General features: G+C 67.2%; 20 protein-coding genes and 1 pseudogene. 12 read left to right on the top strand and 9 right to left on the bottom strand.

Going from position 1 to position 20,925, the window contains the following annotated elements:
• Positions 1–705: 705 nt before the first annotated feature.
• Positions 706–1,488 (top strand): hypothetical protein, encoded by a 783-nt coding sequence (locus tag G3M62_RS20920; protein ID WP_165190485.1) that lies wholly within the window; start codon positions 706–708, stop codon positions 1,486–1,488.
• 102 nt (positions 1,489–1,590) lie between these two features.
• Here G3M62_RS20920 and uvrB read toward each other — a convergent pair whose 3' ends face one another.
• On the bottom strand, positions 1,591–3,885 hold the full coding sequence (gene uvrB / locus G3M62_RS20915) for an excinuclease ABC subunit UvrB (RefSeq protein WP_165190484.1): 2,295 nt from the start codon (positions 3,883–3,885) through the stop codon (positions 1,591–1,593).
• A 137-nt stretch (positions 3,886–4,022) separates the two neighbouring features.
• Here uvrB and G3M62_RS20910 point away from each other — a divergent pair, with 137 nt between their 5' ends.
• A complete protein-coding gene (locus G3M62_RS20910; RefSeq protein ID WP_246263365.1) occupies positions 4,023–5,411 on the top strand; it encodes a hypothetical protein in 1,389 nt (462 codons plus the stop codon).
• On the opposite strand, the gene G3M62_RS20905 is transcribed toward G3M62_RS20910, so the two are convergent.
• The 4 genes from G3M62_RS20905 to G3M62_RS20890 form a co-directional block, all read right to left on the bottom strand.
• Positions 5,408–6,076: a peptidylprolyl isomerase gene (locus G3M62_RS20905; protein ID WP_165190483.1), complete on the bottom strand. Its 669-nt coding sequence runs from the start codon at positions 6,074–6,076 to the stop codon at positions 5,408–5,410. The genes G3M62_RS20910 and G3M62_RS20905 overlap by 4 nt on opposite strands.
• A 51-nt stretch (positions 6,077–6,127) precedes the next feature.
• Positions 6,128–6,535 carry a DUF4345 family protein gene (locus G3M62_RS20900; protein WP_165191390.1) on the bottom strand — a complete coding sequence of 136 codons (408 nt, stop codon included), beginning with the start codon at positions 6,533–6,535 and terminating at the stop codon, positions 6,128–6,130.
• Between the two features lie 60 nt (positions 6,536–6,595).
• Entirely contained in the window at positions 6,596–7,006 is a 411-nt protein-coding gene (locus G3M62_RS20895; RefSeq protein ID WP_165190482.1) for a VOC family protein, read from the bottom strand.
• Between the two features lie 115 nt (positions 7,007–7,121).
• Positions 7,122–7,508, bottom strand: a complete 387-nt coding sequence (locus tag G3M62_RS20890) for a protease inhibitor I42 family protein (protein WP_165190481.1) — start codon at positions 7,506–7,508, stop codon at positions 7,122–7,124.
• Between the two features lie 230 nt (positions 7,509–7,738).
• On the opposite strand from G3M62_RS20890, the gene groES reads away from it, so the two are divergent.
• Both groES and groL read left to right on the top strand, forming a co-directional pair.
• Positions 7,739–8,029, top strand: a complete 291-nt coding sequence (groES, locus tag G3M62_RS20885) for a co-chaperone GroES (RefSeq protein WP_165190480.1) — start codon at positions 7,739–7,741, stop codon at positions 8,027–8,029.
• A gap of 60 nt (positions 8,030–8,089) precedes the next feature.
• On the top strand, positions 8,090–9,736 hold the full coding sequence (gene groL, locus G3M62_RS20880; protein WP_165190479.1) for a chaperonin GroEL: 1,647 nt from the start codon (positions 8,090–8,092) through the stop codon (positions 9,734–9,736).
• 78 nt (positions 9,737–9,814) lie between these two features.
• On the opposite strand, the gene G3M62_RS20875 is transcribed toward groL, so the two are convergent.
• From G3M62_RS20875 to G3M62_RS20870, 3 genes and pseudogenes are all read right to left on the bottom strand, one after another.
• Positions 9,815–10,885, bottom strand: coding sequence for a sulfatase-like hydrolase/transferase (locus G3M62_RS20875; RefSeq protein WP_205691918.1), 1,071 nt, complete (start codon positions 10,883–10,885; stop codon positions 9,815–9,817).
• A gap of 106 nt (positions 10,886–10,991) precedes the next feature.
• Positions 10,992–11,315, bottom strand: a pseudogene (locus tag G3M62_RS27005) (sulfatase-like hydrolase/transferase); the annotation flags it as partial.
• Positions 11,316–11,484: 169 nt separating this feature from the next.
• Positions 11,485–13,788 (bottom strand): arylsulfatase, encoded by a 2,304-nt coding sequence (locus G3M62_RS20870; protein ID WP_165190478.1) that lies wholly within the window; start codon positions 13,786–13,788, stop codon positions 11,485–11,487.
• Between the two features lie 172 nt (positions 13,789–13,960).
• Between G3M62_RS20870 and G3M62_RS20865 the strand changes: the two genes are divergently transcribed.
• The 5 genes from G3M62_RS20865 (at position 13,961) to G3M62_RS20855 (ending at position 16,333) form a co-directional block, all read left to right on the top strand.
• Positions 13,961–14,245: a hypothetical protein gene (locus G3M62_RS20865; RefSeq protein ID WP_165190477.1), complete on the top strand. Its 285-nt coding sequence runs from the start codon at positions 13,961–13,963 to the stop codon at positions 14,243–14,245.
• A 138-nt stretch (positions 14,246–14,383) separates the two neighbouring features.
• Positions 14,384–14,512, top strand: coding sequence for a hypothetical protein (locus tag G3M62_RS26645; RefSeq protein ID WP_246263364.1), 129 nt, complete (start codon positions 14,384–14,386; stop codon positions 14,510–14,512).
• A gap of 97 nt (positions 14,513–14,609) precedes the next feature.
• Positions 14,610–14,738 carry a hypothetical protein gene (locus G3M62_RS26640; protein WP_246263363.1) on the top strand — a complete coding sequence of 43 codons (129 nt, stop codon included), beginning with the start codon at positions 14,610–14,612 and terminating at the stop codon, positions 14,736–14,738.
• 37 nt (positions 14,739–14,775) lie between these two features.
• Positions 14,776–15,090 (top strand): hypothetical protein, encoded by a 315-nt coding sequence (locus tag G3M62_RS20860; protein ID WP_165190476.1) that lies wholly within the window; start codon positions 14,776–14,778, stop codon positions 15,088–15,090.
• Positions 15,091–15,169: 79 nt separating this feature from the next.
• Positions 15,170–16,333, top strand: coding sequence for a DUF3089 domain-containing protein (locus tag G3M62_RS20855; RefSeq protein WP_165190475.1), 1,164 nt, complete (start codon positions 15,170–15,172; stop codon positions 16,331–16,333).
• Positions 16,334–16,499: 166 nt separating this feature from the next.
• Here the strand turns inward: G3M62_RS20855 and G3M62_RS20850 are convergent, their stop codons facing one another.
• Positions 16,500–16,679 carry a DUF1328 domain-containing protein gene (locus G3M62_RS20850; RefSeq protein ID WP_165190474.1) on the bottom strand — a complete coding sequence of 60 codons (180 nt, stop codon included), beginning with the start codon at positions 16,677–16,679 and terminating at the stop codon, positions 16,500–16,502.
• Positions 16,680–16,811: 132 nt separating this feature from the next.
• Here G3M62_RS20850 and cobT point away from each other — a divergent pair, with 132 nt between their 5' ends.
• From cobT to G3M62_RS20835, 3 genes are all read left to right on the top strand, one after another.
• On the top strand, positions 16,812–18,740 hold the full coding sequence (cobT, locus tag G3M62_RS20845) for a cobaltochelatase subunit CobT (RefSeq protein ID WP_165190473.1): 1,929 nt from the start codon (positions 16,812–16,814) through the stop codon (positions 18,738–18,740).
• The gene (locus G3M62_RS20840) at positions 18,737–19,801 is read left to right on the top strand and encodes an esterase-like activity of phytase family protein (RefSeq protein ID WP_165190472.1); all 1,065 of its coding nucleotides are present in this window, start codon (positions 18,737–18,739) and stop codon (positions 19,799–19,801) included. Before cobT ends, G3M62_RS20840 begins: the two co-directional genes overlap by 4 nt.
• Before the next feature lie 104 nt (positions 19,802–19,905).
• Complete coding sequence (locus tag G3M62_RS20835) at positions 19,906–20,925, top strand: hypothetical protein (protein WP_165190471.1); 1,020 nt, start codon at positions 19,906–19,908, stop codon at positions 20,923–20,925.

The raw sequence follows: 20,925 nt of genomic DNA, 5'->3' as shown, positions 1-20,925 counted from the left end.
CGAGAGATGAAGGAGTGGGTAGAGTGTCGGCCTGAAACGAATCGCTTTCGCAGAGGCAAATGAAAGTGGGCGCAGTAGCTTTCAGGCCGTCAGTCTGCCAAAGCTTGACCATAACGATTGCGGAATTTCAGTTTATAAACTGAGAAAAAAAGCAATAAAAACAACACGATAAATTTTAAGTTCGCTAATTCAGGGAGAATTTATTTAGCGAACGGCAATACTACGGTGAAGCTAAAGCCGATCTGCGCATGCATCGGCTGGCCAGATCGCTTGCTAAATGGCTGGAAATAGGGCAGTAAAGCTGAGGGCCAGAATCCAGAGACCCCGCCGAGGTGTTCGTACCACCTAAAGCAGGGTCTCTGGAAAGATGGTCTAGGGCAAGGATAGTTCCCCTTGGCCCGTAGATATCCGAGTTTGTGGTCTCGGAGCGCTTGTAAGTGGCGCGCTCAGATACTGGCATACTTTCGGCTTTCTATCAAGGGGATCGACCTCGAAAGAGGAGGCTCTCATGCGCGTCAAGCGCAAGCTCGTTCACAGGCTCCGCCGTGTTCGTGTCCGCCGCGTCTCGCGTCAGCGCACCTATTTCCTCCGGCTGTAACGGAGGGCTGACTCTGGGTGCGCAACTGGCGTTCGCGGTTGCGCACCCTTCTCCATTCACACCTGTGGCGCGGGGGAACCCCGCGCCCAATCACCAGGAAGGTGATCTTGGTGTCTGATGACGCAAACGATGGGGCGAAGGTGGCCCGAGAAATCTCGAAAGTTGCCTTCCCCTACTACGACCTAGACGATTCCATCGAGATCGCCCGGGCCATGCATGCGGCAGGCGGTGTTCCGCTAGATCGAGATCAGCTTGGTGCAGCGCTCAACCTGTCCCCAAGTGGGGGGAACTTCGCCGTAAAAGTCAGCGCAGCTCGCATGTTCGGGTTGATTGATAACGTTGGTGGCCGGTTCCAGCTTACGGAACTTGGGTTTGAAATCTTGGACCCTGCGAGGGAGAGATCCGCTAAAGCTCAAGCTTTCCTCAAAGTTGAACTCTATAGAAAGGTCTACGATAGCTTCAAAGGGCGTCAGTTACCTCCTAGGCCGGTTGGCCTTGAGCAGGCATTTGTTCAGTTTGGCGTAGCTTCCAAGCAGCGGGACAAGGCTCGCCACACATTTGATAGGTCGGCCCGAACTGCAGGATTCTTTCCTACTTCCGCAGAAGATCGTCTCGTCCAGCCGGTTATTATTGGAGGTGGGAGCGGAGATGATAGTGTCAGGCGAGATGAATCGAATGTTGCTCCGGTTCAGAATCCCGTGGTGGTTTCCGCACCAGTAGCCGTTCTCCATCCCTTTATCCAAGGTCTCCTGGAGACTCTACCTGAGGCAAAAACGGAATGGGCAACAGGAGATAGGGCCAAATGGCTTCAGGCTGCTGCGCAAATTTTTGACCTTATCTACACTGGAGGCGGTGGGCCTATATTGGTGGAGGTTAAAGGCCAGCCATAGTCGGCGACGGGGGAGGTGGATGGCGGGTCGCTGGGGGCGTAACCCCTCGTCCTTCCACGCTTCGCGCGGGTCTCCCTGCTCCCCTTCAGTAGAGTACCGCCCCTACAGCCTTCCCTTCCGAAACGCCTCCGCCTGCTCCGCTCTTAGCTCCTGGCGCACGCGCTTGGGCATCGCCTTGTCCACCGCCTCGCCCGGGGCGGTCAGGGCCTCGTTGGCGAACTCCAGATCCATCAGCTTCATCCGCTTGATCTCGTCCCGCAGCCGCGCGGCCGTCTCGAACTCCAGGTTCGCCGCCGCCTCGCGCATGCGGGTCTCCATGTCCTTCAGCGCGGCCTTGAAGTTGTCGCCGCTGAACGGCTTGGCGTCCTTGCCCTCGCCGATGCCGCCGATCGGCACCAGCACGCGGTCGCCGCGCTCGTAGGGGCTGTTGAGGATGTCCTTGATGTCGCGCTTGACGCTCTCGGGCGTGATGCCGTGCTCGAGATTGTAGGCGTGCTGCTTCTCGCGGCGGCGGGCGGTCTCCTCCATGGCCCGCTCCATGCTGCCGGTGATCCGGTCGGCGTAGAGGATGACCTTGCCGTCGACGTTGCGGGCGGCGCGGCCGATGGTCTGGATCAGCGAGGTCTCCGAGCGCAGGAAGCCTTCCTTGTCGGCGTCGAGGATGGCCACCAGGCCGCATTCGGGGATGTCCAGGCCCTCGCGCAGCAGGTTGATGCCGACCAGCACGTCGAACATGCCCAGGCGCAGGTCGCGGATGATCTCGATCCGCTCCATGGTGTCGACGTCGCTGTGCATGTAGCGCACGGCGATGCCCTGCTCGTTGAGGTATTCGGTCAGGTCCTCGGCCATCTTCTTGGTCAGGACGGTGACCAGGGTGCGGTAGCCGGCGGCCTTGGCCTGGCGGATCTCGTCGACCACGTCGTCAACCTGGCTGGCGCCGTCCTTGGAGACCGGGCGGACCTCGACCGGCGGGTCGATCAGGCCGGTGGGGCGGATCACCTGCTCGGCGAAGACGCCGCCGGCCCGCTCCAGCTCCCACTTGGCCGGGGTGGCGCTGACGTGCACCGACTGCGGGCGCATGGCGTCCCATTCCTCGAACTTGAGGGGGCGGTTGTCCAGGGCGCTGGGCAGGCGGAAGCCGTACTCGGCCAGGGTCCATTTGCGGTTGCGGTCGCCCTTGTACATGGCGCCGATCTGCGGAACCGTCTGGTGGCTCTCGTCGGTGAACAGCAGGGCGTTGTCGGGGATGTATTCGAAGAAGGTCGGCGGCGGCTCGCCCGGCCGGCGGCCCGACAGGTAGCGGCTGTAGTTCTCGATGCCGGCGCAGGAGCCGGTGGTCTCGATCATCTCCAGGTCGAAATTGGTCCGCTGCTCCAGGCGCTGGGCCTCCAGCAGCTTGCCGTTGGCCTCCAGCCAGGCCAGGCGCTCCTTGAGCTCGGCGCGGATGCTGATGATCGCCTGGCGCAGGGTGGGGCGCGGGGTGACGTGGTGGCTGTTGGCGTAGACCTTGATGCTTTCCAGGTCGCCGGTCTTCTTGCCGGTCAGCGGGTCGAACTCGCTGATCGCCTCGACCTCGTCGCCGAACAGCGAGACGCGCCAGGCGCGGTCCTCGTAGTGGGCGGGGAAGATCTCGATGGTGTCGCCGCGGCGGCGGAACGTGCCGCGCTCGAAGGCGGCGTCGTTGCGCTTGTACTGCTGGGCGACCAGGTCGGCCATCATCTGCTTCTCGTTGATGGTCTGGCCGACGTCGAGCGTGAAGGTCATGGCCGTATAGGTCTCGACCGAGCCGATGCCGTAGATGCAGCTGACCGAGGCCACGACGATGACGTCGTCGCGCTCCAGGATCGCCCGCGTCGCCGAGTGGCGCATGCGGTCGATCTGCTCGTTGATCGAGCTGTCCTTCTCTATGTAGGTGTCGGTGCGCGGGACGTAGGCTTCCGGCTGGTAATAGTCGTAGTAGCTGACGAAATACTCGACCGCGTTCTCCGGGAAGAACGACTTCATCTCGCTGTACAGCTGGGCGGCCAGGGTCTTGTTCGGGGCCAGGATCAGGGCCGGGCGCTGGGTGGCCTCGATGACCTTGGCCATGGTGAAGGTCTTGCCCGAGCCGGTGACGCCCAGCAGGACCTGATCGTTTTCCTTGCCCTCGAGACCGGCCACCAGTTCGGCGATGGCGGTCGGCTGGTCGCCGGCGGGCTGGTACTCGGAGACCAGCTTGAACTTCTTGCCGCCTTCCGACTTCTCCGGCCGCGCGGGACGGTGCGGCTGCCACAGCATGGGCATGCCGGAAGCCGCGTCGACCTCGGCTTCCAGGGCGGCGTCGTAGATGAAAGGCGTCGAGGCGTCGGCAACACCCGGAGACGGGGCGCCGAGTTCGGTCGTGGGGGTGCGGGCCATGGCGTGGAAGGTAAGGGCTGTGGGCGGTTCCGGCTAGGGGGCCTGCTGACAGGTCGTGTCAGCAGCTGGCGGCAGGTGGCGGCATTGCCTTTCACGGTCAAGGTTGCAATCTTCCCGCGACAACCCCGGGGGCGGCTATGACGAAGATGAAGCGCGGGGCGATGCTGGCCGCCCTGGCGGCGGCGACGCTGACGGCGGGGGCGGCCGCGGCCCAGACCTCAGAGATGCGGCTGATCCGCGACCCCGTCTATGGCGAGCTGCGCGACGTGCTGGGCGCGACCCTGCCGGTGGCCACGCCCAATCCGAAATGTTCCAAGACCTTGCTGCTGCCCGACGGCGCCTGCCTGGACCAGGTGGTGAGCGGCATGAAGGCGCGGGGCGCGACAAGCACCCTGGTCCTGACCGCGCCGGGCGCCGGCGGCGGGGCGGGGACGGTGATCTCGGGTCCGATCGACCGGGCCTACCGGCTCTATGACGTGTCCCTGACCGGCGGGCCGAGCTTCCGGCCGGTGACCCTGCCGACCTCGTCGGTGCGGGTCCCGCGCGACTGCTATGGCGCGGGCCGAGGCGTCGACTACCGGCTCGACCTGCGCGACGGCCAGCTGGTGGCGCGCGAGCTCCAGACCGTCAGCTGCGGCGGGCCGGTTCCGCCGATCGGCTATGGTGGTCCGCGCCTGCCGCCGATCGGGGCGAACGAACCGGGCGAGCGCTGGCCGGCCACCGCCGTCGTGGCGGTCACCGGCGCGCCGCGCCAACTGGCCGCCCCGCGTCCGGACTGTCCGCCCGACGCGGCCCTGCGCGACGGGATCTGCTTCGCGGCCGGCATCGCCGTGCTGGCGTCCCAGCCCGCGTTCAAGGAGCTGGACGTCATCGGCGCCAAGCGGCCGGTCGCGCCCGGCGTGGTGCTGGTCGACAAGGAAACCGAGCAATATGTGCTGAAGCGCAAGGGCAAGGCGGGCTTCAAGGCCGACAAGCGCTGGTTCGACAAGTCCAGCCTGTCCACCCCGGCCGGCTGCGCCCTGACTAGCCCCGTCGACTTCGAGGTCGAGCCTGGCGAGCTGGTCCACGAGCGGGCCCTGGCCGGCTGCGGCGCGCCGCCCGCGCCCGCGCCGGTGGCGGTGTTCGAGGCCTATGGCGTGACGATGCCGGTGGTCCAGGGCAACCGCCCGGGATGCGCCGAACGCGGCGAGCAACTGCTGGGCGACGCCTGCTTCACCGACGTGATCGGCTGGATGCGCGCCCGCAAGGTCCCCAAGGCCGAGGTCCTGGTGCTGGAGCGTCCCTACGGCCCGGGCGCGCGGGTCAGCGGCGGCGGTCCGATCCGCTATTCGTTCGCCGACATCTGGGTCAATCCGGACGGGACCTACAAGGCCGACCGCAAGCACAGCTATTCGGCCCAGATCCGTTCGGGCGGCTGCTCGAACGTCACGGACGGCGGCGCCGAGGCCAGCGGTCTGATGCTGGTCCGCGGCGACGGCGGCGTGATGGCCCGCGCCTACCAGTGGGTGGCCTGCCCGGTGCGCTAGAGCTTCGGCGGCGCCGTCACGTCCGGCCCCACGGGCGCCGGCACGCGGCGGGCCAAGGTGATCGGGACGGGCGGGTCGAGGATCTGGCCTTTCATGACCGGGTTGATCGCCTTGCCGGGGGTGGGCAGGGCCAGGATCTTCTTGGCCACGTCCATGCCCTGGACCACGCGGCCGAAGGCGGCGAAGCCGAGGTTGTCGCCGGTCGCCGCCGGATTGGCGTCCAGATAGGGCGCGTCGCCGATGCAGATGAAGAAGTCCGAGGTGGCCGTGCCCGGCGCGGTGCGGGCGATCGAGACCGTGCCGTCCACGTGCTTGAGGCCGGTCTGGCTGGTGGGTTCGTGGGCCACCGGCGGCAGGGCGCCGACGTTCTGAAGTCCGCCCTGGATCAGGCCGTAGTCCACCGCGCCCGGCGCCCGCGAGGCCCGGAAGAAGGTCGCCTTGTCATAGAGCTTGCGGTCGACATAGCGCAGGAAGTTGGCGGTGGTGATCGGGGCCTGGGCGACGGCCAGCTCGATGACGATCCGGCCCTGCGGGGTGTCGATGGCGACATAGACCGGCGGCTTGGGCGCCGGGGCGAGCGCGGCGACCTGGGCGGCGGCGGGGAAGGCGGCCAGCAGGCCGGCGCCGATCAGCAGCTCGCGGCGGGCGAAGGGGCGTTGGGTCATGGAAGGACCTTAGAGCGAACCCTCTCCCATGGGGAGAGGGTTCAAAAACCCCTAGACCAGCATCCCGTGCCCGCGCAGCACCACCAGCCTGCCGGCGTTGAAGAAGGGCAGGGACAGGGTGGCGGCGATCATGATCTCGAAGGCCAGGCTGCCAAGGTTGAACCGGTCACGAGCCCCGTCGACCAGGGCCGAGATCGCGCGGCCCAGGGCCGCGCCCAGCCAGGCCATGGCCAGGGCGAAGGCCATGGCCGCTCCGACGTTCGACTGGTAGCCCAGGAACAGGGCCGCGGTGGCGTGCGACAGGATCAGCAGCCCGCCCAGGGCGCGCCCCTCCGTTCGCGGAGAAGACGGCGCGGCGTTCTCGTCGTCCTCGTCCTCCAGGGCGGTCAGGCCCAGGACCGAGCCGGGCCGCGCCAGGGTCAGGCCGCCCTGCACGCCGCCGATCACGCAGGCGATCATCGCCAGGACGAGCGAAAGGCCGTAGCTCGAAATCGTCACGCTTGTTGGGTCTCCGGCGCTCTAGGCGGGCGCATGGCAGACGGCCTCGACATTGCGGCCGTCCGGGTCGAGCACGAAGGCTCCATAGTAGTTGGGGTGATAATGCGGCCGAAGTCCGGGCGGTCCGTTGTCCGTGCCGCCGGCGGCCAGGGCGGCCGCGTGGAAGCGGTCGACCGCCGCCCGCGTCGGGGCCGTGAACGCCACGTGCATGGGCCCGGTCAGGTCCGGGTCCTCGCTGATCCAGAAGCTGGGCTTGCCGGCCTGGATGTCGCGGCCGTCGGCGCGCGGGCCGTAGCCCAGATGGGCCACGCCGCCGCTTTCCTCGGCGCTGACGCTCATCACGATGTCGACGCCCAGCGGCGCGAAGGCCGCGTCGTAGAAGGTCTTGGACCTGGCCAGGTCGGTGACGCGCAATCCGATGTGGTCGATCATCGCGGGTCCTTTCGGTCGTGAAGCCTGGCGGCCGTCGCCGCCGATGCATCAAGACCAAGTTTCCCCGTCCGCGCCAGGGGCGAGCTCTGAAAAAAGGACGGCCTCGAAGGCGGGTTCAGCGCACCGAGATGTGGAACACCACCTTGCGGTCGCCGGGGGCGTCGGGCTCCCAGGGGCGCTTGAGGGTGAAGGCCAGGTCGGTCTTGCCGCGCGCCACGGCCGTGTAGCGATAGACCGTGCGGACCGGCGCGCCGGCCGCCCGGGCGTCGGTCACGAAGCTGGAGCCGCCGGACAGTACGGCGGGCGGGGCCTCGCGGTCCAGTCTCCAGGCGTAACCCGTCCCGGCGTTCAGCGGCAGGGCGATTTCCAGGTCCTGGCCGCGCGCCAGCTCGACCGCGCCGGCGTCGGCGTCGACATCGGTCACCGTGCGGGTGGGCGGCGGCGGGGTGGTGGCGCAGGCTCCGAGCAGAAACAGGGCCGCCGTGATCGCGATCGTCTTCATGCCGCCGTCTTCTTCCCTATCTATGTCCGCCGCCGGAGCATTGGCGGGCCTGAGGCGGACGGGAGGCCGGTTTCGCCCACAACTAATCGGCGGGCCTCGTCCTTGACTCCCCCCACGGCCAGTCCTAACTCCTGCCCGGCGTTGGCACTCGATGGGAGCGACTGCTAACAGCGACGCTCCCCGCTGGCCGACGAACCGTAATTATAACCGTCCCGACGGAGAAGACCCCAATGAAGTTTCGTCCTCTTGGCGACCGCGTCCTGGTGAAGCGTGTCGAAGAAGAAACCAAAACCAAGGGCGGGATCATCATCCCCGACACCGCCAAGGAAAAGCCGCAAGAAGGCGAAGTCGTCGCCGTCGGCCCCGGCGCCCGTAACGACAAGGGCGACGTCGTCGCCCTGGACCTGAAGGCCGGCGACAAGATCCTGTTCGGCAAGTGGTCGGGCAGCGAAGTAAAGGTCGACGGTCAAGACCTGCTGATCATGAAGGAAAGCGACGTCCTGGGCGTGATCGAGGCCTAACGGCTTCTCTCCCTCAACCCGCTTTCAACTCCAGTTTCTCATTTAGAAGGGCTCATACACATGGCCGCTAAAGACGTTTATTTCTCCTCGGACGCGCGCGACAAGATGCTGCGCGGCGTCAACATCCTCGCCAACGCGGTGAAGGTGACCCTGGGCCCCAAGGGCCGCAACGTCGTGATCGAAAAGTCCTTCGGCGCCCCGCGCTCGACCAAGGACGGCGTCTCGGTCGCCAAGGAAATCGAACTGGCTGACAAGTTCGAGAATCTCGGCGCGCAGATGATCCGCGAAGTGGCCTCGAAGACCAACGACAAGGCCGGCGACGGCACCACCACCGCCACCGTCCTGGCCCAAGCCATCGTGCAAGAAGGCCTCAAGTCGGTCGCCGCCGGCATGAACCCGATGGACCTGAAGCGCGGCATCGACAAGGCCGTCGCCATCGTCGTCGCCGAGATCAAGGCGTCGTCGAAGAAGGTCACCACCAACACCGAAATCGCTCAGGTCGGCACCATCTCGGCCAACGGCGACAAGGAAGTGGGCGACATGATCGCTCGCGCCATGGACAAGGTCGGCAACGAAGGCGTCATCACCGTCGAAGAAGCCAAGACCGCCGAGACTGAACTCGACGTAGTCGAAGGCATGCAGTTCGACCGCGGCTACCTGTCGCCGTACTTCATCACCAACGCCGACAAGATGGAAGTTCAGCTCGAAGAGCCGCTCATCCTGCTGTTCGAAAAGAAGCTCTCGTCGCTGCAGCCGCTGCTGCCGGTGCTGGAAGCCGTCGTCCAGTCGGGCCGTCCGCTGGTGATCATCGCCGAGGACGTCGAGGGCGAAGCCCTGGCCACCCTGGTGGTCAACAAGCTGCGTGGCGGCCTGCGCGTCGCCGCCGTCAAGGCGCCGGGCTTCGGTGATCGTCGCAAGGCGATGCTGGAAGACCTGGCCATCCTGACCGGCGCTCAAGTCGTGTCGGAAGACCTGGGCATCAAGCTCGAGAACGTGTCGCTCGACATGCTCGGCAAGGCCAAGAAGGTCACCATCACCAAGGACGACACCACCATCGTGGACGGCGTCGGCGAGAAGACCGCGATCGAAGCGCGCATCACCCAGATCAAGCGCCAGATCGAAGACACCACGTCGGACTACGACAAGGAAAAGCTGCAAGAACGCCTGGCCAAGCTGGCCGGCGGCGTTGCGGTCATCCGCGTCGGCGGCTCGACCGAAGTCGAAGTGAAGGAAAAGAAGGACCGCGTCGACGACGCCCTCAACGCGACCCGCGCGGCCGCCGACGAAGGCATCGTCCCGGGCGGCGGCGTGGCTCTGCTGAAGGCTTCCAAGTCTCTGGCGAACCTGACCGGCGACAACGACGACCAGACCGCCGGCATCGCGATCGTTCGTCGCGCCCTGCAGGCGCCGATCCGTCAGATCGCCGAGAACGCCGGCGTGGAAGGCTCGATCGTCGTGGGCAAGATCCTCGAGAGCGACTCGGCCACCTTCGGCTTCAACGCCCAGACCGAGCAGTATGTCGACCTGATCGCCGACGGCGTCATCGACCCGGCCAAGGTCGTCCGCACGGCTCTGCAAGACGCCGCCTCGGTGGCCGGCCTGCTGATCACCACGGAAGCCGCGATCGTCGAAGCCCCCAAGAAGGGTGGCGGCGCCGGTGGCCCTCCGGGCGGCGGCATGGGCGGCATGGGCGACATGGACTTCTAAGAAGTCCGCGTCAGCACCCGCTGAACAAGACGAAGGGCGGGACCGAAAGGTCCCGCCCTTTTTCTTTGGCCGCGCGCTCTAGCCCGCGTTCGGGTTGGACAGCTTGGCCATGGCGCTTTCCAGGGCCTTGTGCATCGACAGGGTGTCGGCGGCCTGGCGAGGCGGATAGGCCTTCAGGCTCTGCAGGTGCTCGGCGATGTAGGGCGCGCCGGCGTTCGGCGCCCACAGCTTGGAGGCGAAGAACTTGCGGCCGATATAGCCCCACTCCTCGCTCTCGGGATCCATCTTCTCCATCGGATCCATGCGCAGGTTGAAGACGTACGGAATGCTGGGATAGCTCTTCTCGGTGAACCAGCTGCCGTTCTTCTTGACCCCGATGTGCATCTTCCAATTGTTGACGCGCACCGCCATCAGGTCGGTCTCGTCGTAATAGTAGTGCGCCTTGCGGGCCGACGCCTCGTTCTTGCCGGTCCACATGTCGATCTGGTTGAAGCCGTCCAGGTGGCACTTGTAGGTCACGCCGTTCATGACGTAGCCGTCCAGCAGCTTCTCCTTCACGCCCGTCGCGCCGCCGGCCTCGGCCAGGGTCAGGTAGAGGTCCTCGTGGTTCTGCAGGCCGTTCGAGGACGAGCCGGCGGGAATCTTGCCCGGCCACTTGATGATGCAGGGCACGCGGACCCCGCCTTCCCAGGTGGTGCCCTTCTCGCCGCGGAACGGGGCGTAGCCGCCGTCTGGCCACAGCATCAGCTCGTTGCCGTTGTCGGTCGAGTAGATGACGATGGTGTCGTCGTCGATCCCCAGGTCCTTGAGCTTGGCCAGCAGCTTGCCGACGTGCTCATCGTGTTCCAGCATCTTGGCGCGGACCACGTCTTCCTCGGCCCGACCCTCGTCGACCGCCGCCTGCAGGTACTGCTTCTGCGGGTGCGAGAAGATGTGGATGGCCGTGGTGTTGAACCAGCAGAAGAACGGCTGATCGCCCTTGCCGGCCTTGTCCAGCCAGGTCAGGGCGTGCTCCAGCACCTCGCCGTCGAAGGTCTCCATCCGCTTGCGGGTCAGCATGCCGGTGTTTTCGATCTTCTGCTTGCCGCGCAGGCCGAAGATGCCGTCGTCGGTGGGATCGTCGACGTCGGTGGCCCAGGCGTGCAGCACGCCGCGCGGGCCGAACTTCTTGGTGTAGTCGGGGTTCCTTCTGGCCCGGATAGTCCAGCTCCTCGGGCTCCTCCTCGGCGTTGAGGTGGTAGAGGTTGCCGAACCACTCGTCGAAGCCGTGGACGGTGGGCAGGAACTCGTTGCGGTCGCCCAGGTGGTTCTTGCCGAACTGGGCGGTGGCGTAGCCCTGCGACTTCAGCACCTCGGCCAGGGTCGGGTCTTCCTTCTGGATGCCTCGGGTCGAGCCCGGAATGCCGATGGTGGTCATGCCGGTGCGCACCGGCAACTGGCCGGTGATGAAGGCCGCGCGACCGGCGGTGCAGCTGGGCTGGCCGTAGTGGTCGGTGAAGATGCAGCCGTCCTTGGCGATGCTGTCGATGTTGGGGGTTCGCCCCATCATGCCGTGGGTGTAGGCCCCCACGTTCCACATGCCGATGTCGTCACCCCAGATGACCAGGATGTTGGGCTTGCCGTTGGGCATTTTCACGCTCCGTGCTGGTGACTTCGGGCTCAAACTGATCGTGGAGAGGCCGTCGACCAATCGGGCACGGGTCCGGGCGTATGTTTTCAGGGGCGTGTCGCCTCCTGTTTCCCGCCCCCTATTTCCCGGGAAACACCTCCACCGTCACCTTGTCGATCTTGCCGGTGAACTTGAACGGCAGCTTGTAGGTCCAGTCGACGGGCGAGCCGTTGTCCAGGCCGATGTCCAGGCCCTCGAAGATGGCGAACTGGATCGGCACCGTGTGCTCGATGCGCCCGCCGGCGACTTTCTTGCCGCCGGCCTTGAGCGTGACCTCGCCGCCCTTGCCCATGCCGCCGCCGTCATACTTGAAGGCGACCTCGATCACCGTCTTGCCGGCCGGCAGGGCCGTCTCGCCCGTGAAGGTGGGCCGCTCGAAGGCCAGGAAGTTGTAGACGAACACCGGCCTGCCCTCGCGCAGGTAGAGGCCGTAGCCGCCCTCCGAGCCGCCCTGGGTTATGATCATGCCGCTGGCCTGGTCGTCGGGCAGGTCGACCTCGGCGGTGATGGTCCACGACTTGTTGAGCATGGGCAGGCAGGCCGCGCCGGGCAGGGCGGTCATGCCTTCGTAATAGACGGCCTTGGTGCGCTTGCCGACGGGATTGGGCCGGCCCATGGCCTCGGCGTTCATGCGGATCGTCGCGCGCCAGTCCAGGGGCAGGACGCTGTACTTGGCCGCCTCGACCCACCACAGGTCCTGCAGCTCGCGCAGCTTGTCCGGATGGTCCTTGGCCAGGTCGATGGCCTGGGAGAAGTCGCCATCCAGCTTGTAGAGCTCCCAGACCGCCTTGTCGGGATCCCAGTTCTCGTCGCGCACGGGCTCCCACGGCGCGAAGGATGGAGCCGAGGCCATCCAGCCGTCGTGATAGAGCCCGCGATTGCAGCCCAGCTCGAAATACTGGGTGCGGCGCTTGCTGGGGGCCTTGGCCTCGTCGAAGGTGAAGGCGAAGCTGACGCCCTCGATCGGCTTCTGCTCAACCCCGTTCAGCTCGCGCGGCGCGGTGACGCCGGCCAGCTCGTAGAGCGTGGGCACGATGTCGATCACGTGCAGGAACTGGTCGCGCAAGGACCCCTTGTCCTTGATGCGCTCGGGCCAGCTGATGATCAGCGGATTGCGGGTGCCGCCGAAGTGGCTGGCCACCTGCTTGGTCCACTGGAACGGCGTGTTCATCGCGTGGGCCCACGACGAGGGGAAGTGGTTGAAGTGCTTGGGGCCGCCCAGCTCGTCGATGGCCTTCAGATTGTCCTGCCACTTCTCGGGGAAGCCGTTGAAGAACAGGTTCTCGTTCAGCGAGCCCTCCAGCCCGCCCTCGGCGCTCGAGCCGTTGTCGCCGGCGATATAGACGATGACGGTGTTGTCGGCGTCGGGCAGGGCCTTCACCGCGTCGACCACCCGGCCCATGGCCTCGTCGACCTGGGCGCCGTAGCCGGCGAAGCACTCCATCATCCGGGCGTAGAGCCGCTTCTGGTCGGCGTTGAGCCCGTCCCAGGCCGGCAGGCCCTTGGACCGCTCGGTCAGCTGGGTGTCGGGCGGCACGACGCCCAGCGCCTTCTGCCGCTCCAGGGTCTGCTGGCGATAGACGTCCCAGCCCTCGTCGAACTGGCCCTTGAACTTGTCGATCCAGTCGCGTGGCGCCTGGTGGGGCGCGTGGGTGGCGCCGGGGGCGACATAGAGGAAGAAGGGCTTGTCGGGGGCGATGCTTTTCGCCCGCCGCACCCACTCGATGGCCTTGTCGGCCAGGTCCTCGGTCAGGTGGTAGTCAGGCTCTTCGGAGGCCGGGACCAGGTTGTGGTTCTCGTACAGCACCGGATGCCAGTGGCTCATGTCGCCGGCGTTGAAGCCGTAGAAATAGTCGAAGCCCAGGCCGTTGGCCCAGCGGTCGAACGGGCCGACGGGGCTGGTCTCCCAGGTAGGGGTGTTGTGGTTCTTGCCGATCCAGGCGGTCATGTAGCCGTTCTGGCGCAGCACCTCGCCCACCGTGCCGCAGTTTCTGGGCAGCACGCAGCAATAGCCGTCATAGCCGGTGGCCAGCTCGGTGATGCCGGCGAACGAGGTCGAGTGGTGGTTGCGGCCGGTGATCAGCGCCGCCCGCGTGGGGCTGCACAGGGCGGTGGTGTGGAAATGGTTGTAGCGCAGCCCTTCCTTGGCCAGCCGGTCCATGGTCGGCGAGGGCACCCCGCCGCCGAAGGTGCCGAACTGGCCGAAACCCACGTCGTCCAGCAGGATCAGCACGATGTTCGGCGCGTTGGCGGGCGCCGGCACGGGCTGGGGGAACTGGGCCGGATCGGAATCCTTGTAGGTGCGGCCGACCTCGCCGGTGAAGTGGAAGTCGGGACGGGGCAGGATGTCGGGGGTTCCAGCGGAGACGGTCTTGGCGGGCATGGAGCTGTCCTTTCGGCTGCGCCGGGCGACACTCCGAAAAAGTCCCTGACCTCGCCATCGGGCCAAACCCGCGATCCGCCGGTGGAATTTCCCGGCTGCTCGACATGCGGTTGAAGCCAATTCCGACGTCGGACGTTCCTAACCGCCAAGGGGTTCACGAAAAGGCGACCCAATGACAAACGCGACGGACGAACGGCTGGCGCGACAAGCCGATTTGCGATCCCAGGTGAACGAGAAGCTGCTCAAGGCGCTGATCGCCTTGCTGGCGGTCAAGGACGAGCACCTGCTGGAGGAGCTCTGCGTGATCTTCGACCACGTCCGCCAGAACGGCGGCGAGATCGGCGAAGGACCGCCGGAGGTGTGGCGGGGCGTCGACCGGCAGATGGGCGTGCTGATGGACATGGCCCATGGCGAGAACCTCGAGCAGATCGAGGCCGAGGCCGCCCTGCGCCATTGACGCCGGACGGGCGGTCCCGGAAGCGCCGCGCCAGGGTTGTGGATAACCGATCACGGTCGCGTTAACACTTGCAGCCAAATTGTGGCGACGCTCGTTCCTGACTCCGCGAACGCAGGATGCGTTTCAGGAGGCTGGGCGATGGCGAGACACGAGATCCACCATTACCGTAACCGGCGTACCCCCAAGGTCCTCTATGTCGCCTTGGGACTGGGCCTGTGGCTGACCCTGGGCTTGGTCAGCCAGGCGGCGTTCCAGTATCTGGGCTGACGTATTTCGCGACTATCGGTCACGCATCTTTCTTCCGGTTGATTGCGTAGCTTCTCCACGAGACGCGCGAAACGACGCGTCCGTCGGGAGAAACGCCATGCGTGAGAACCTTGTCCGCCGCCTGCGCGAACGCCGTCTGCCGCCGATCGGCCTGATCCTCTGGGGGCTGGCGGCGTGGGGCGTCCTGGCCTTGATCGCCCAGATAGGCTTCCGCCTGATCGGATGACGGTGACGGGGCGACGAAACCTGCTACATCGGCGGACATGTTACGCCAGCGCCCCGACGCCGATCTGATCGTTCAAGGCTGGGTCGTCGGCGTGATGGTCGAGATCGCCGGCGAGCGCCTGCCCGTCCGCCACTACTTCGCCGTCGGCAAGCCCGACCGCGCCCAGGCCGAATGGGCCGCCGTCGATCTGGCCATGCAGACCGGCCCCGTCGCCTCCAGTCCCTCCGGCGGCCGCGAACCGGTCGAGGCGTTGCGCGAGGTGGTGGCCTACAAGATGCGCGACCTGGGCCTGAAGCCCGGCGAGGCCCGGGCGCTGGGCGACAAGTTTCCGCGGCGATGGCTGCCGGCCTGACGCAGGGGGCGTCGCAAGGCCTTTCCTTCCACGCCCGCCCAAGCCATCCTCCGTCCCGAACAAGCGTTGGAGGGGTGGAATGTCACGCAAGCTGTGGGCCGCGTTGGGCCTGATCACCACGCTCGGCCTGAGCACGAGCGCCTGCGCCCAGCCCGCGCCCGCCGCGCCGCAAGCCCCCAACGACTACGCCAAGGACGAGGCCTGGCTGTGCCGTCCCGGCCGCGCCGACGCCTGCGCCGTCGACCAGACCGCCACGGTGATCCAGGCCAATGGCGCGACCAGCATCGAGACCTTCAAGGCCGATCCCAACGCGCCGATCGACTGCTTCTACGTCTATCCGACGGTGTCGTCCGACCCGGGCGGCAACAGCGACATGACGCCGGACCTGCCGGAAAAGGCCGTGGCCGACCAGCAGTTCGCGCGCTTCGGCTCGGTCTGCAAGCTGTACGCTCCCAACTACCGACAGGTGACGATCGCGGCCCTGCGCCGGGTGATGATGGGCCAGGCCTCGAACGGCGACGGCGAGCTGGCCTATGGCGACGTGCTGGCCGCCTGGAAGGACTATCTGGCCCGCGACAACCACGGCCGGGGCGTGGTGCTGATCGGTCACTCGCAGGGCTCGCGCATCCTGCTGCGGCTGATCAAGGAGGAGATCGACGGCAAGCCGGTCCAGAAGCAGCTGGTCTCGGCCCTGATCCTGGGCATGAACACGCCCGTCGATCCGGCCAAGGACAGCTACGGCTCGCTGCCCCTGTGTCGCAAGACCGGCCAGACCGGTTGCGTGATCTCCTACGTCTCGTTCCGCGCCGACGTCCCGCCGCCCGGCGGCAGCAAGTTCTTCGGCAAGGTCGCCGAGCCCGGCATGAAGGCCGCCTGCGTCAATCCGGCGGCCCTGGCCGGTGGTTCGGCCACGGTGAGGAGCTATTTCAGCGACCGCACGATCATGGGCTCGAAGATGCGTCCGGCCACGGTCTGGGCCCAGGGCGTGGAGGTCGCCACGCCGTTCGTCGAGCTGCCCGGCCTGGTGTCGGCCGAGTGCGTCAGCCAGGACGGCTTCGATTACTTGGCCGTGACCGTCCACCCCGATCCGGCCGATCCGCGCACCGACAAGATCCCCGGCGACCTGCTGGTGCTGGGCCAGCCGCTGAGGGACTGGGGGCTGCACCTGGTCGACGTGAACCTGACAATGGGGGATCTGGTGGCGGTGGTCGGGGCGCAGGCGAAGGCCTATTCGGCCAAATAGCGGCTAACCCACTTGCCCCCACCTGACCGCTTCGCGGTCTGTCCGCCCCCATAGGGGGCGGAGGACGCTCGCATGGCGCGCCTCTTCCCCCTCCGGGGGAAGACGATCGCGAAGCGATCCGTAGGGGGCAAGTGATCGCCGCACGATCGCTTGCCCCTTAGTCGGTTCAGTCTCGCGTCACGCTCTTGAACACCGTCACGCCCAGCACCGCGAAGATCACGAAGCCGATCAGGAACAGGAAGAACAGGATCTTGGCGATGCCGGCGGCGGCGCCGGCGATGCCGGTGAAGCCCAGGGCCCCGGCGATGATGGCGACGACGGCCAGGATGAGCGCCCACTTCAACATGATGTCATTCCTCGAACTTGGCCCGCCCGTCGCGAGCTTGGATCACGCAAACGCGGCCTTGGCGCGCACTGTTCCCTCCGCCCATCCCTCCTGTGTCTTGTGTTCGCCGCCGTGGCTCGGTAACCCACTGACATGGCCTCCAAGCCCGAAAGCCCGACCGAACCGTTCAAGCGCGCCCTGGCTCACGCGGCGCGTTCGCTCGCCGAGACGCCCGACCTGGAGGTGGTGTTCTCCGGCGAGGGTCCCAGCCTGGTCGGCAACCGGGCGGTGCTGCCCCATCCGCCGCGCGACCTGAACCCCAAGGAGGCCGCCCGCATCCGTGGCCTGGCCGACCAGATGGCTCTGCGCCTGGCGCACCATGATGCGATGGCCCACGCCCGCGCGCGGCCCAGCTCGCCCGACGGCCAGGCGGCCTTCGAGGCCATCGAGCAGGCCCGGCTGGAAGCCATCGGGTCCAACGCCCTGGGCGGCGTGCGCGCCAACCTGACCGCCGCCCTGGAAGCGCGCCTGGAAAAGCAGGGCCTGACCCGCGCCGTGGCGACCGACCTGCAGTCCGCGCCCATGGCCGAGATCCTGTCGCTGATGGTCCGCGAGCGGCTGACCGGCGACGCCCCGCCCGATGGCGCCAAGGCCCTGGTCGACATCCTGCGCGCCGACATCGAGAACCGGGCCGGCAAGGACCTGGACCGCCTGGCCGCCGCCATCGACGACCAGGCCGCCTTCGCCAAGGTCACCCGCGAGATCCTGCGCGATCTCGACCTCGGCGAAGACATGTCCGACGCCACCGAACAGTCCGACGAGGACGAGGGCGACGAGGACCAGAACACCGAGGCCTCCGAGGACGACAGCGGCGAAGGCGAGGGCGAGCAGTCCGAAGGCGCCGACCCGCAGCAGACCGAGACCTCCGACCGCGAGACCGAGGCCGGCGACGAGGAGATGGTCCAGTCCGAACAGGACGGCGAGCCGGAAGACACCGAGGAAGCCCCCGAGATGGGCGACGGCGCCAAGCCGGCCCGTCCCGATCCCGGCCAGGGCGGCGCGGGCGAGCCGGCCTACAAGGTGTTCACCACGGCCTATGACGAGGTGGTGCCGGCCGAGGACCTGTGCGACGCCGACGAGCTGACCCGGCTGCGGGCCTATCTGGACCAACAGCTGGCGGCCTTCTCCAGCGTCGTCTCGCGCCTGGCCAACAAGCTGCAGCGCCGCCTGCTGGCCCAGCAGAACCGCGCCTGGACCTTCGACCTGGAGGAGGGGATGCTGGACGTCGCCCGCCTGACCCGGGTGATCATCGACCCCACCGCGCCCCTGTCGTTCAAGCAGGAGGAGGACGTCGAGTTCCGCGACACCGTCGTGACCCTGCTGATCGACAATTCCGGCTCGATGCGCGGCCGGCCGATCATGGTGGCGGCCGTCTGCGCCGATATCCTGGCCCGCACGCTGGAGCGCTGCGCGGTCAAGGTCGAGGTGCTGGGCTTCACCACCCGCGCCTGGAAGGGCGGCAGCGCCCGCGACGAGTGGATCAAGGCCGGCAAGCCGCCCGCTCCGGGCCGCCTGAACGACCTGCGCCACATCATCTACAAGAGCGCCGACGCGCCCTGGCGGCGGGCTCGCAAGAACCTCGGCCTGATGATGCGCGAGGGGCTGCTGAAGGAAAACATCGACGGCGAGGCCCTGATGTGGGCTCACCAGCGCCTGATCGGCCGGCCCGAAGCCCGCCGCATTCTGATGGTGATCTCCGACGGCGCGCCGGTGGACGACTCCACCCTCAGCGTCAATTCGGGCCACTATCTGGAGCGCCACTTGCGTCAGGTCATCGCCGAGATCGAGACCAAGAGCCCGGTTGAGCTGATCGCCGTCGGCATCGGCCACGACGTGACGCGCTACTACCGCCGGGCGGTGACCATCGTCGACGTCGAGCAACTGGGCGGCGCCCTGGTCGACCAACTGGCCGGCCTGTTCGACGAGGAGCCCAAGGCCGTGAAGCGCGCCCGGGGCCTGCTGGCCGCGCCGCCGACCGTCCAACCCCAAGCCCCCAAGACGGGCCGCAAGGTTCCCGCGTGATCGGACTGCGCGGCTTCCTCGTGCTGGGCCTGGCGAGCTTCGCCCTGGGCCAGTGCGCCAAGACCCCGCCGCAGCCGGCCGTGCTGCCGGTCGCGCCGGTCAAGGTCGGGCCCGAAATCAGCCTGGTCACCACGCCCGTGCCGCTCAGCTCGGCCACGCCGCCTCCAACGGCGATCGGCCGCTTCGTCTATGCCGGCGGGATCGCGATCAGCAGCCCCGACACCACGCGGCTGCACGGCCTGTCGGACCTGAAGTTCGGCCCCGACGGCGGGCTGGTCTCGGTCAGCGACGACGGCGACCTGTTCGAGGCCAGGCTGGTGCTGGACGAGACCGGCCGGCTGGTTGGCTTGAGCGACGGCAAGCTGTCGCCGCTGAAGGGCCTGGACGGCCAGCCCTTGAAGGGCAAGGGCCAGGGCGACGCCGAGGGCCTGGCGATCCTGGCCAATGGCGACCGCCTGGTCAGCTTCGAGCGCGATCACCGCATCTGGCTCTATCCGCGCCAGAGCGACGGGACCTACGGCCTGCCGCGCGCCGTCAACAAGCCCGCCACCACCTTCCCCGACAATGAGGGCATGGAGGCCCTGACCGCCTATCCGATCGCCGGCCCCGACGCCTATCTGGTGGGCGGCGAGGAGGGCGAGGTGTGGCTGTGCAAGCTGTCGGCGCCCTGCGTGGGCCTGGCCCCGCAGTCGCCGCCGGACTTCACCTGGGGCCTGACCTCGTTCGCGGCCTTCGAGGGCCAGTCGGTGGCCAGCCTGTTCCGCGCCTATGACCCGATCCGCGGCTGGCGTGGCCAGGTGCGGTTCGTGATCGACCCCCGCGCCCCGGCCGCCAAGCAGTACCTGGCCGCCACCCTGACCCTGGACGGGGCGACCACCCGCGACAATTTCGAGGGAATCGCGCTGTCGCGATCGCCGTCGGGCGCGACGCGGATCTATTTGATCACCGACGACAACGACGCCCCGCAGGAACGCACCCTGCTGATGGCCTTCGACTGGACCGCCCCGCCGCCACCGCCGCCCGCGCCGCCAAAGCCCGCCAAGCCGGTGCGGCGGCGGTAGCGCATCGGCGAGCGGTTGGGGGATTCGCCTTTTGCGGGTAAAATCTCCTGGCCAACCTTGGCGTTATTTGCTCCGTTGCCTGGCTTGCTCGGGAGGAACGGACAATGCTGCTGGCCATAGACGAAGTCGTGAACATGAACCCCGACAGCACGGTGGTTCTTCACGGCATGACCGGCAACGTGTTCGATCTGCTCGAGCGCCTGCGGGAGACGGATCCGCTGAAGGCCTTCGCGGGCTTCTTCGGTCCTCCGGGATTCCATTTCGTGGCCCCCTCCACGCAGGCGGCGACGCCGCCCGCGTCGTTCGTCGCGGCGACCAAGCTGTTTCCGAGGGACGGCCAGACATGCATGGCGATGTGGCCTGAAGACACGCCGGACCTGCCCGCCCACAAGCAGGCCCTGGTCCAGGCGTCGGCCGTTCAGGACGGCGGCTCCTTCCCGCCGGCGGCCTGGATCTTCGTGGTCTCGCCGGACGGCGGCCTCGTCATGACGGCCGTGCAGCTGTTGACCTACATGGCGCTCGGCGGCCCGGGTCAGGGTCTGCCGGTGGGGACGGACCGTTCGCTGATCGGCGTCGCACCGCAGTTCCAGTTCCCTGGGCCCGATCAACAGCCGCCCAACCTCAATCACGCCCTGCGGATCACCTCGTGGAGACTGCCCGCGGGCACGTTCGATCTGGCCGGCTGGTATCTGATCAACCGGCCGTTATCGAGACCCGTCATCGATGCGCCCGCGGCGTGGGGCGAGGCGGCGACCCAGACCATCCTGCTGGCCACCACCTCGCCCGGCCGGAGCGTTCACTGGATCAACGAGCACGGCCGTTCGAGCCCGGACGGCTTCTTTCCCTCGTCGCCGATCCTGCACGTGACCTTCCTCGTCGGCGCCACGATCACCATCAAGCGGTCCTGGGAGCGCGATTTCAAGGCGAGGCTCGTGGACACGGTTCCGACGGCCGCCCCGGCATGGTGGGCGGCCCAGATGATGTTGATGCAGGTGCTCTTCGCCGCCATCGCCGACGATGCGCCGTGGCCGGTGGGCGCCCTCAGCGACCGCTATTTCGACGAACTCGGCAGGGTCCTCGATAAGGACGGGGCCCTGCCGGTTCCGCACTGGCTGGCCGGCTGA

The sequence above is a fragment of the Caulobacter soli genome (genome assembly GCF_011045195.1).
Classification (GTDB): domain Bacteria; phylum Pseudomonadota; class Alphaproteobacteria; order Caulobacterales; family Caulobacteraceae; genus Caulobacter; species Caulobacter soli.
The sequence above is the reverse complement of the archived record's forward strand: the minus strand, read 5'-3'. Positions and strand labels throughout refer to the sequence as shown.

Bases quoted from the DNA above. Each gene is read 5' to 3' on its own strand.
- G3M62_RS26645 (WP_246263364.1), top strand. From the start codon at position 14,384: ATGGCGAGACACGAGATCCACCATTACCGTAACCGGCGTACCCCCAAG.
- G3M62_RS26640 (WP_246263363.1), top strand. From the start codon at position 14,610: ATGCGTGAGAACCTTGTCCGCCGCCTGCGCGAACGCCGTCTGCCGCCG.
- cobT (WP_165190473.1), top strand. From the start codon at position 16,812: ATGGCCTCCAAGCCCGAAAGCCCGACCGAACCGTTCAAGCGCGCCCTG.
- groES (WP_165190480.1), top strand. From the start codon at position 7,739: ATGAAGTTTCGTCCTCTTGGCGACCGCGTCCTGGTGAAGCGTGTCGAA.
- uvrB (WP_165190484.1), bottom strand. From the start codon at position 3,885: ATGGCCCGCACCCCCACGACCGAACTCGGCGCCCCGTCTCCGGGTGTT.
- G3M62_RS20865 (WP_165190477.1), top strand. From the start codon at position 13,961: ATGACAAACGCGACGGACGAACGGCTGGCGCGACAAGCCGATTTGCGA.
- groL (WP_165190479.1), top strand. From the start codon at position 8,090: ATGGCCGCTAAAGACGTTTATTTCTCCTCGGACGCGCGCGACAAGATG.
- G3M62_RS20900 (WP_165191390.1), bottom strand. From the start codon at position 6,535: ATGATCGCCTGCGTGATCGGCGGCGTGCAGGGCGGCCTGACCCTGGCG.
- G3M62_RS20895 (WP_165190482.1), bottom strand. From the start codon at position 7,006: ATGATCGACCACATCGGATTGCGCGTCACCGACCTGGCCAGGTCCAAG.
- G3M62_RS20860 (WP_165190476.1), top strand. From the start codon at position 14,776: ATGTTACGCCAGCGCCCCGACGCCGATCTGATCGTTCAAGGCTGGGTC.
- G3M62_RS20890 (WP_165190481.1), bottom strand. From the start codon at position 7,508: ATGAAGACGATCGCGATCACGGCGGCCCTGTTTCTGCTCGGAGCCTGC.
- G3M62_RS20870 (WP_165190478.1), bottom strand. From the start codon at position 13,788: ATGCCCGCCAAGACCGTCTCCGCTGGAACCCCCGACATCCTGCCCCGT.
- G3M62_RS20850 (WP_165190474.1), bottom strand. From the start codon at position 16,679: ATGTTGAAGTGGGCGCTCATCCTGGCCGTCGTCGCCATCATCGCCGGG.
- G3M62_RS20910 (WP_246263365.1), top strand. From the start codon at position 4,023: ATGACGAAGATGAAGCGCGGGGCGATGCTGGCCGCCCTGGCGGCGGCG.
- G3M62_RS20855 (WP_165190475.1), top strand. From the start codon at position 15,170: ATGTCACGCAAGCTGTGGGCCGCGTTGGGCCTGATCACCACGCTCGGC.
- G3M62_RS20905 (WP_165190483.1), bottom strand. From the start codon at position 6,076: ATGACCCAACGCCCCTTCGCCCGCCGCGAGCTGCTGATCGGCGCCGGC.
- G3M62_RS20835 (WP_165190471.1), top strand. From the start codon at position 19,906: ATGCTGCTGGCCATAGACGAAGTCGTGAACATGAACCCCGACAGCACG.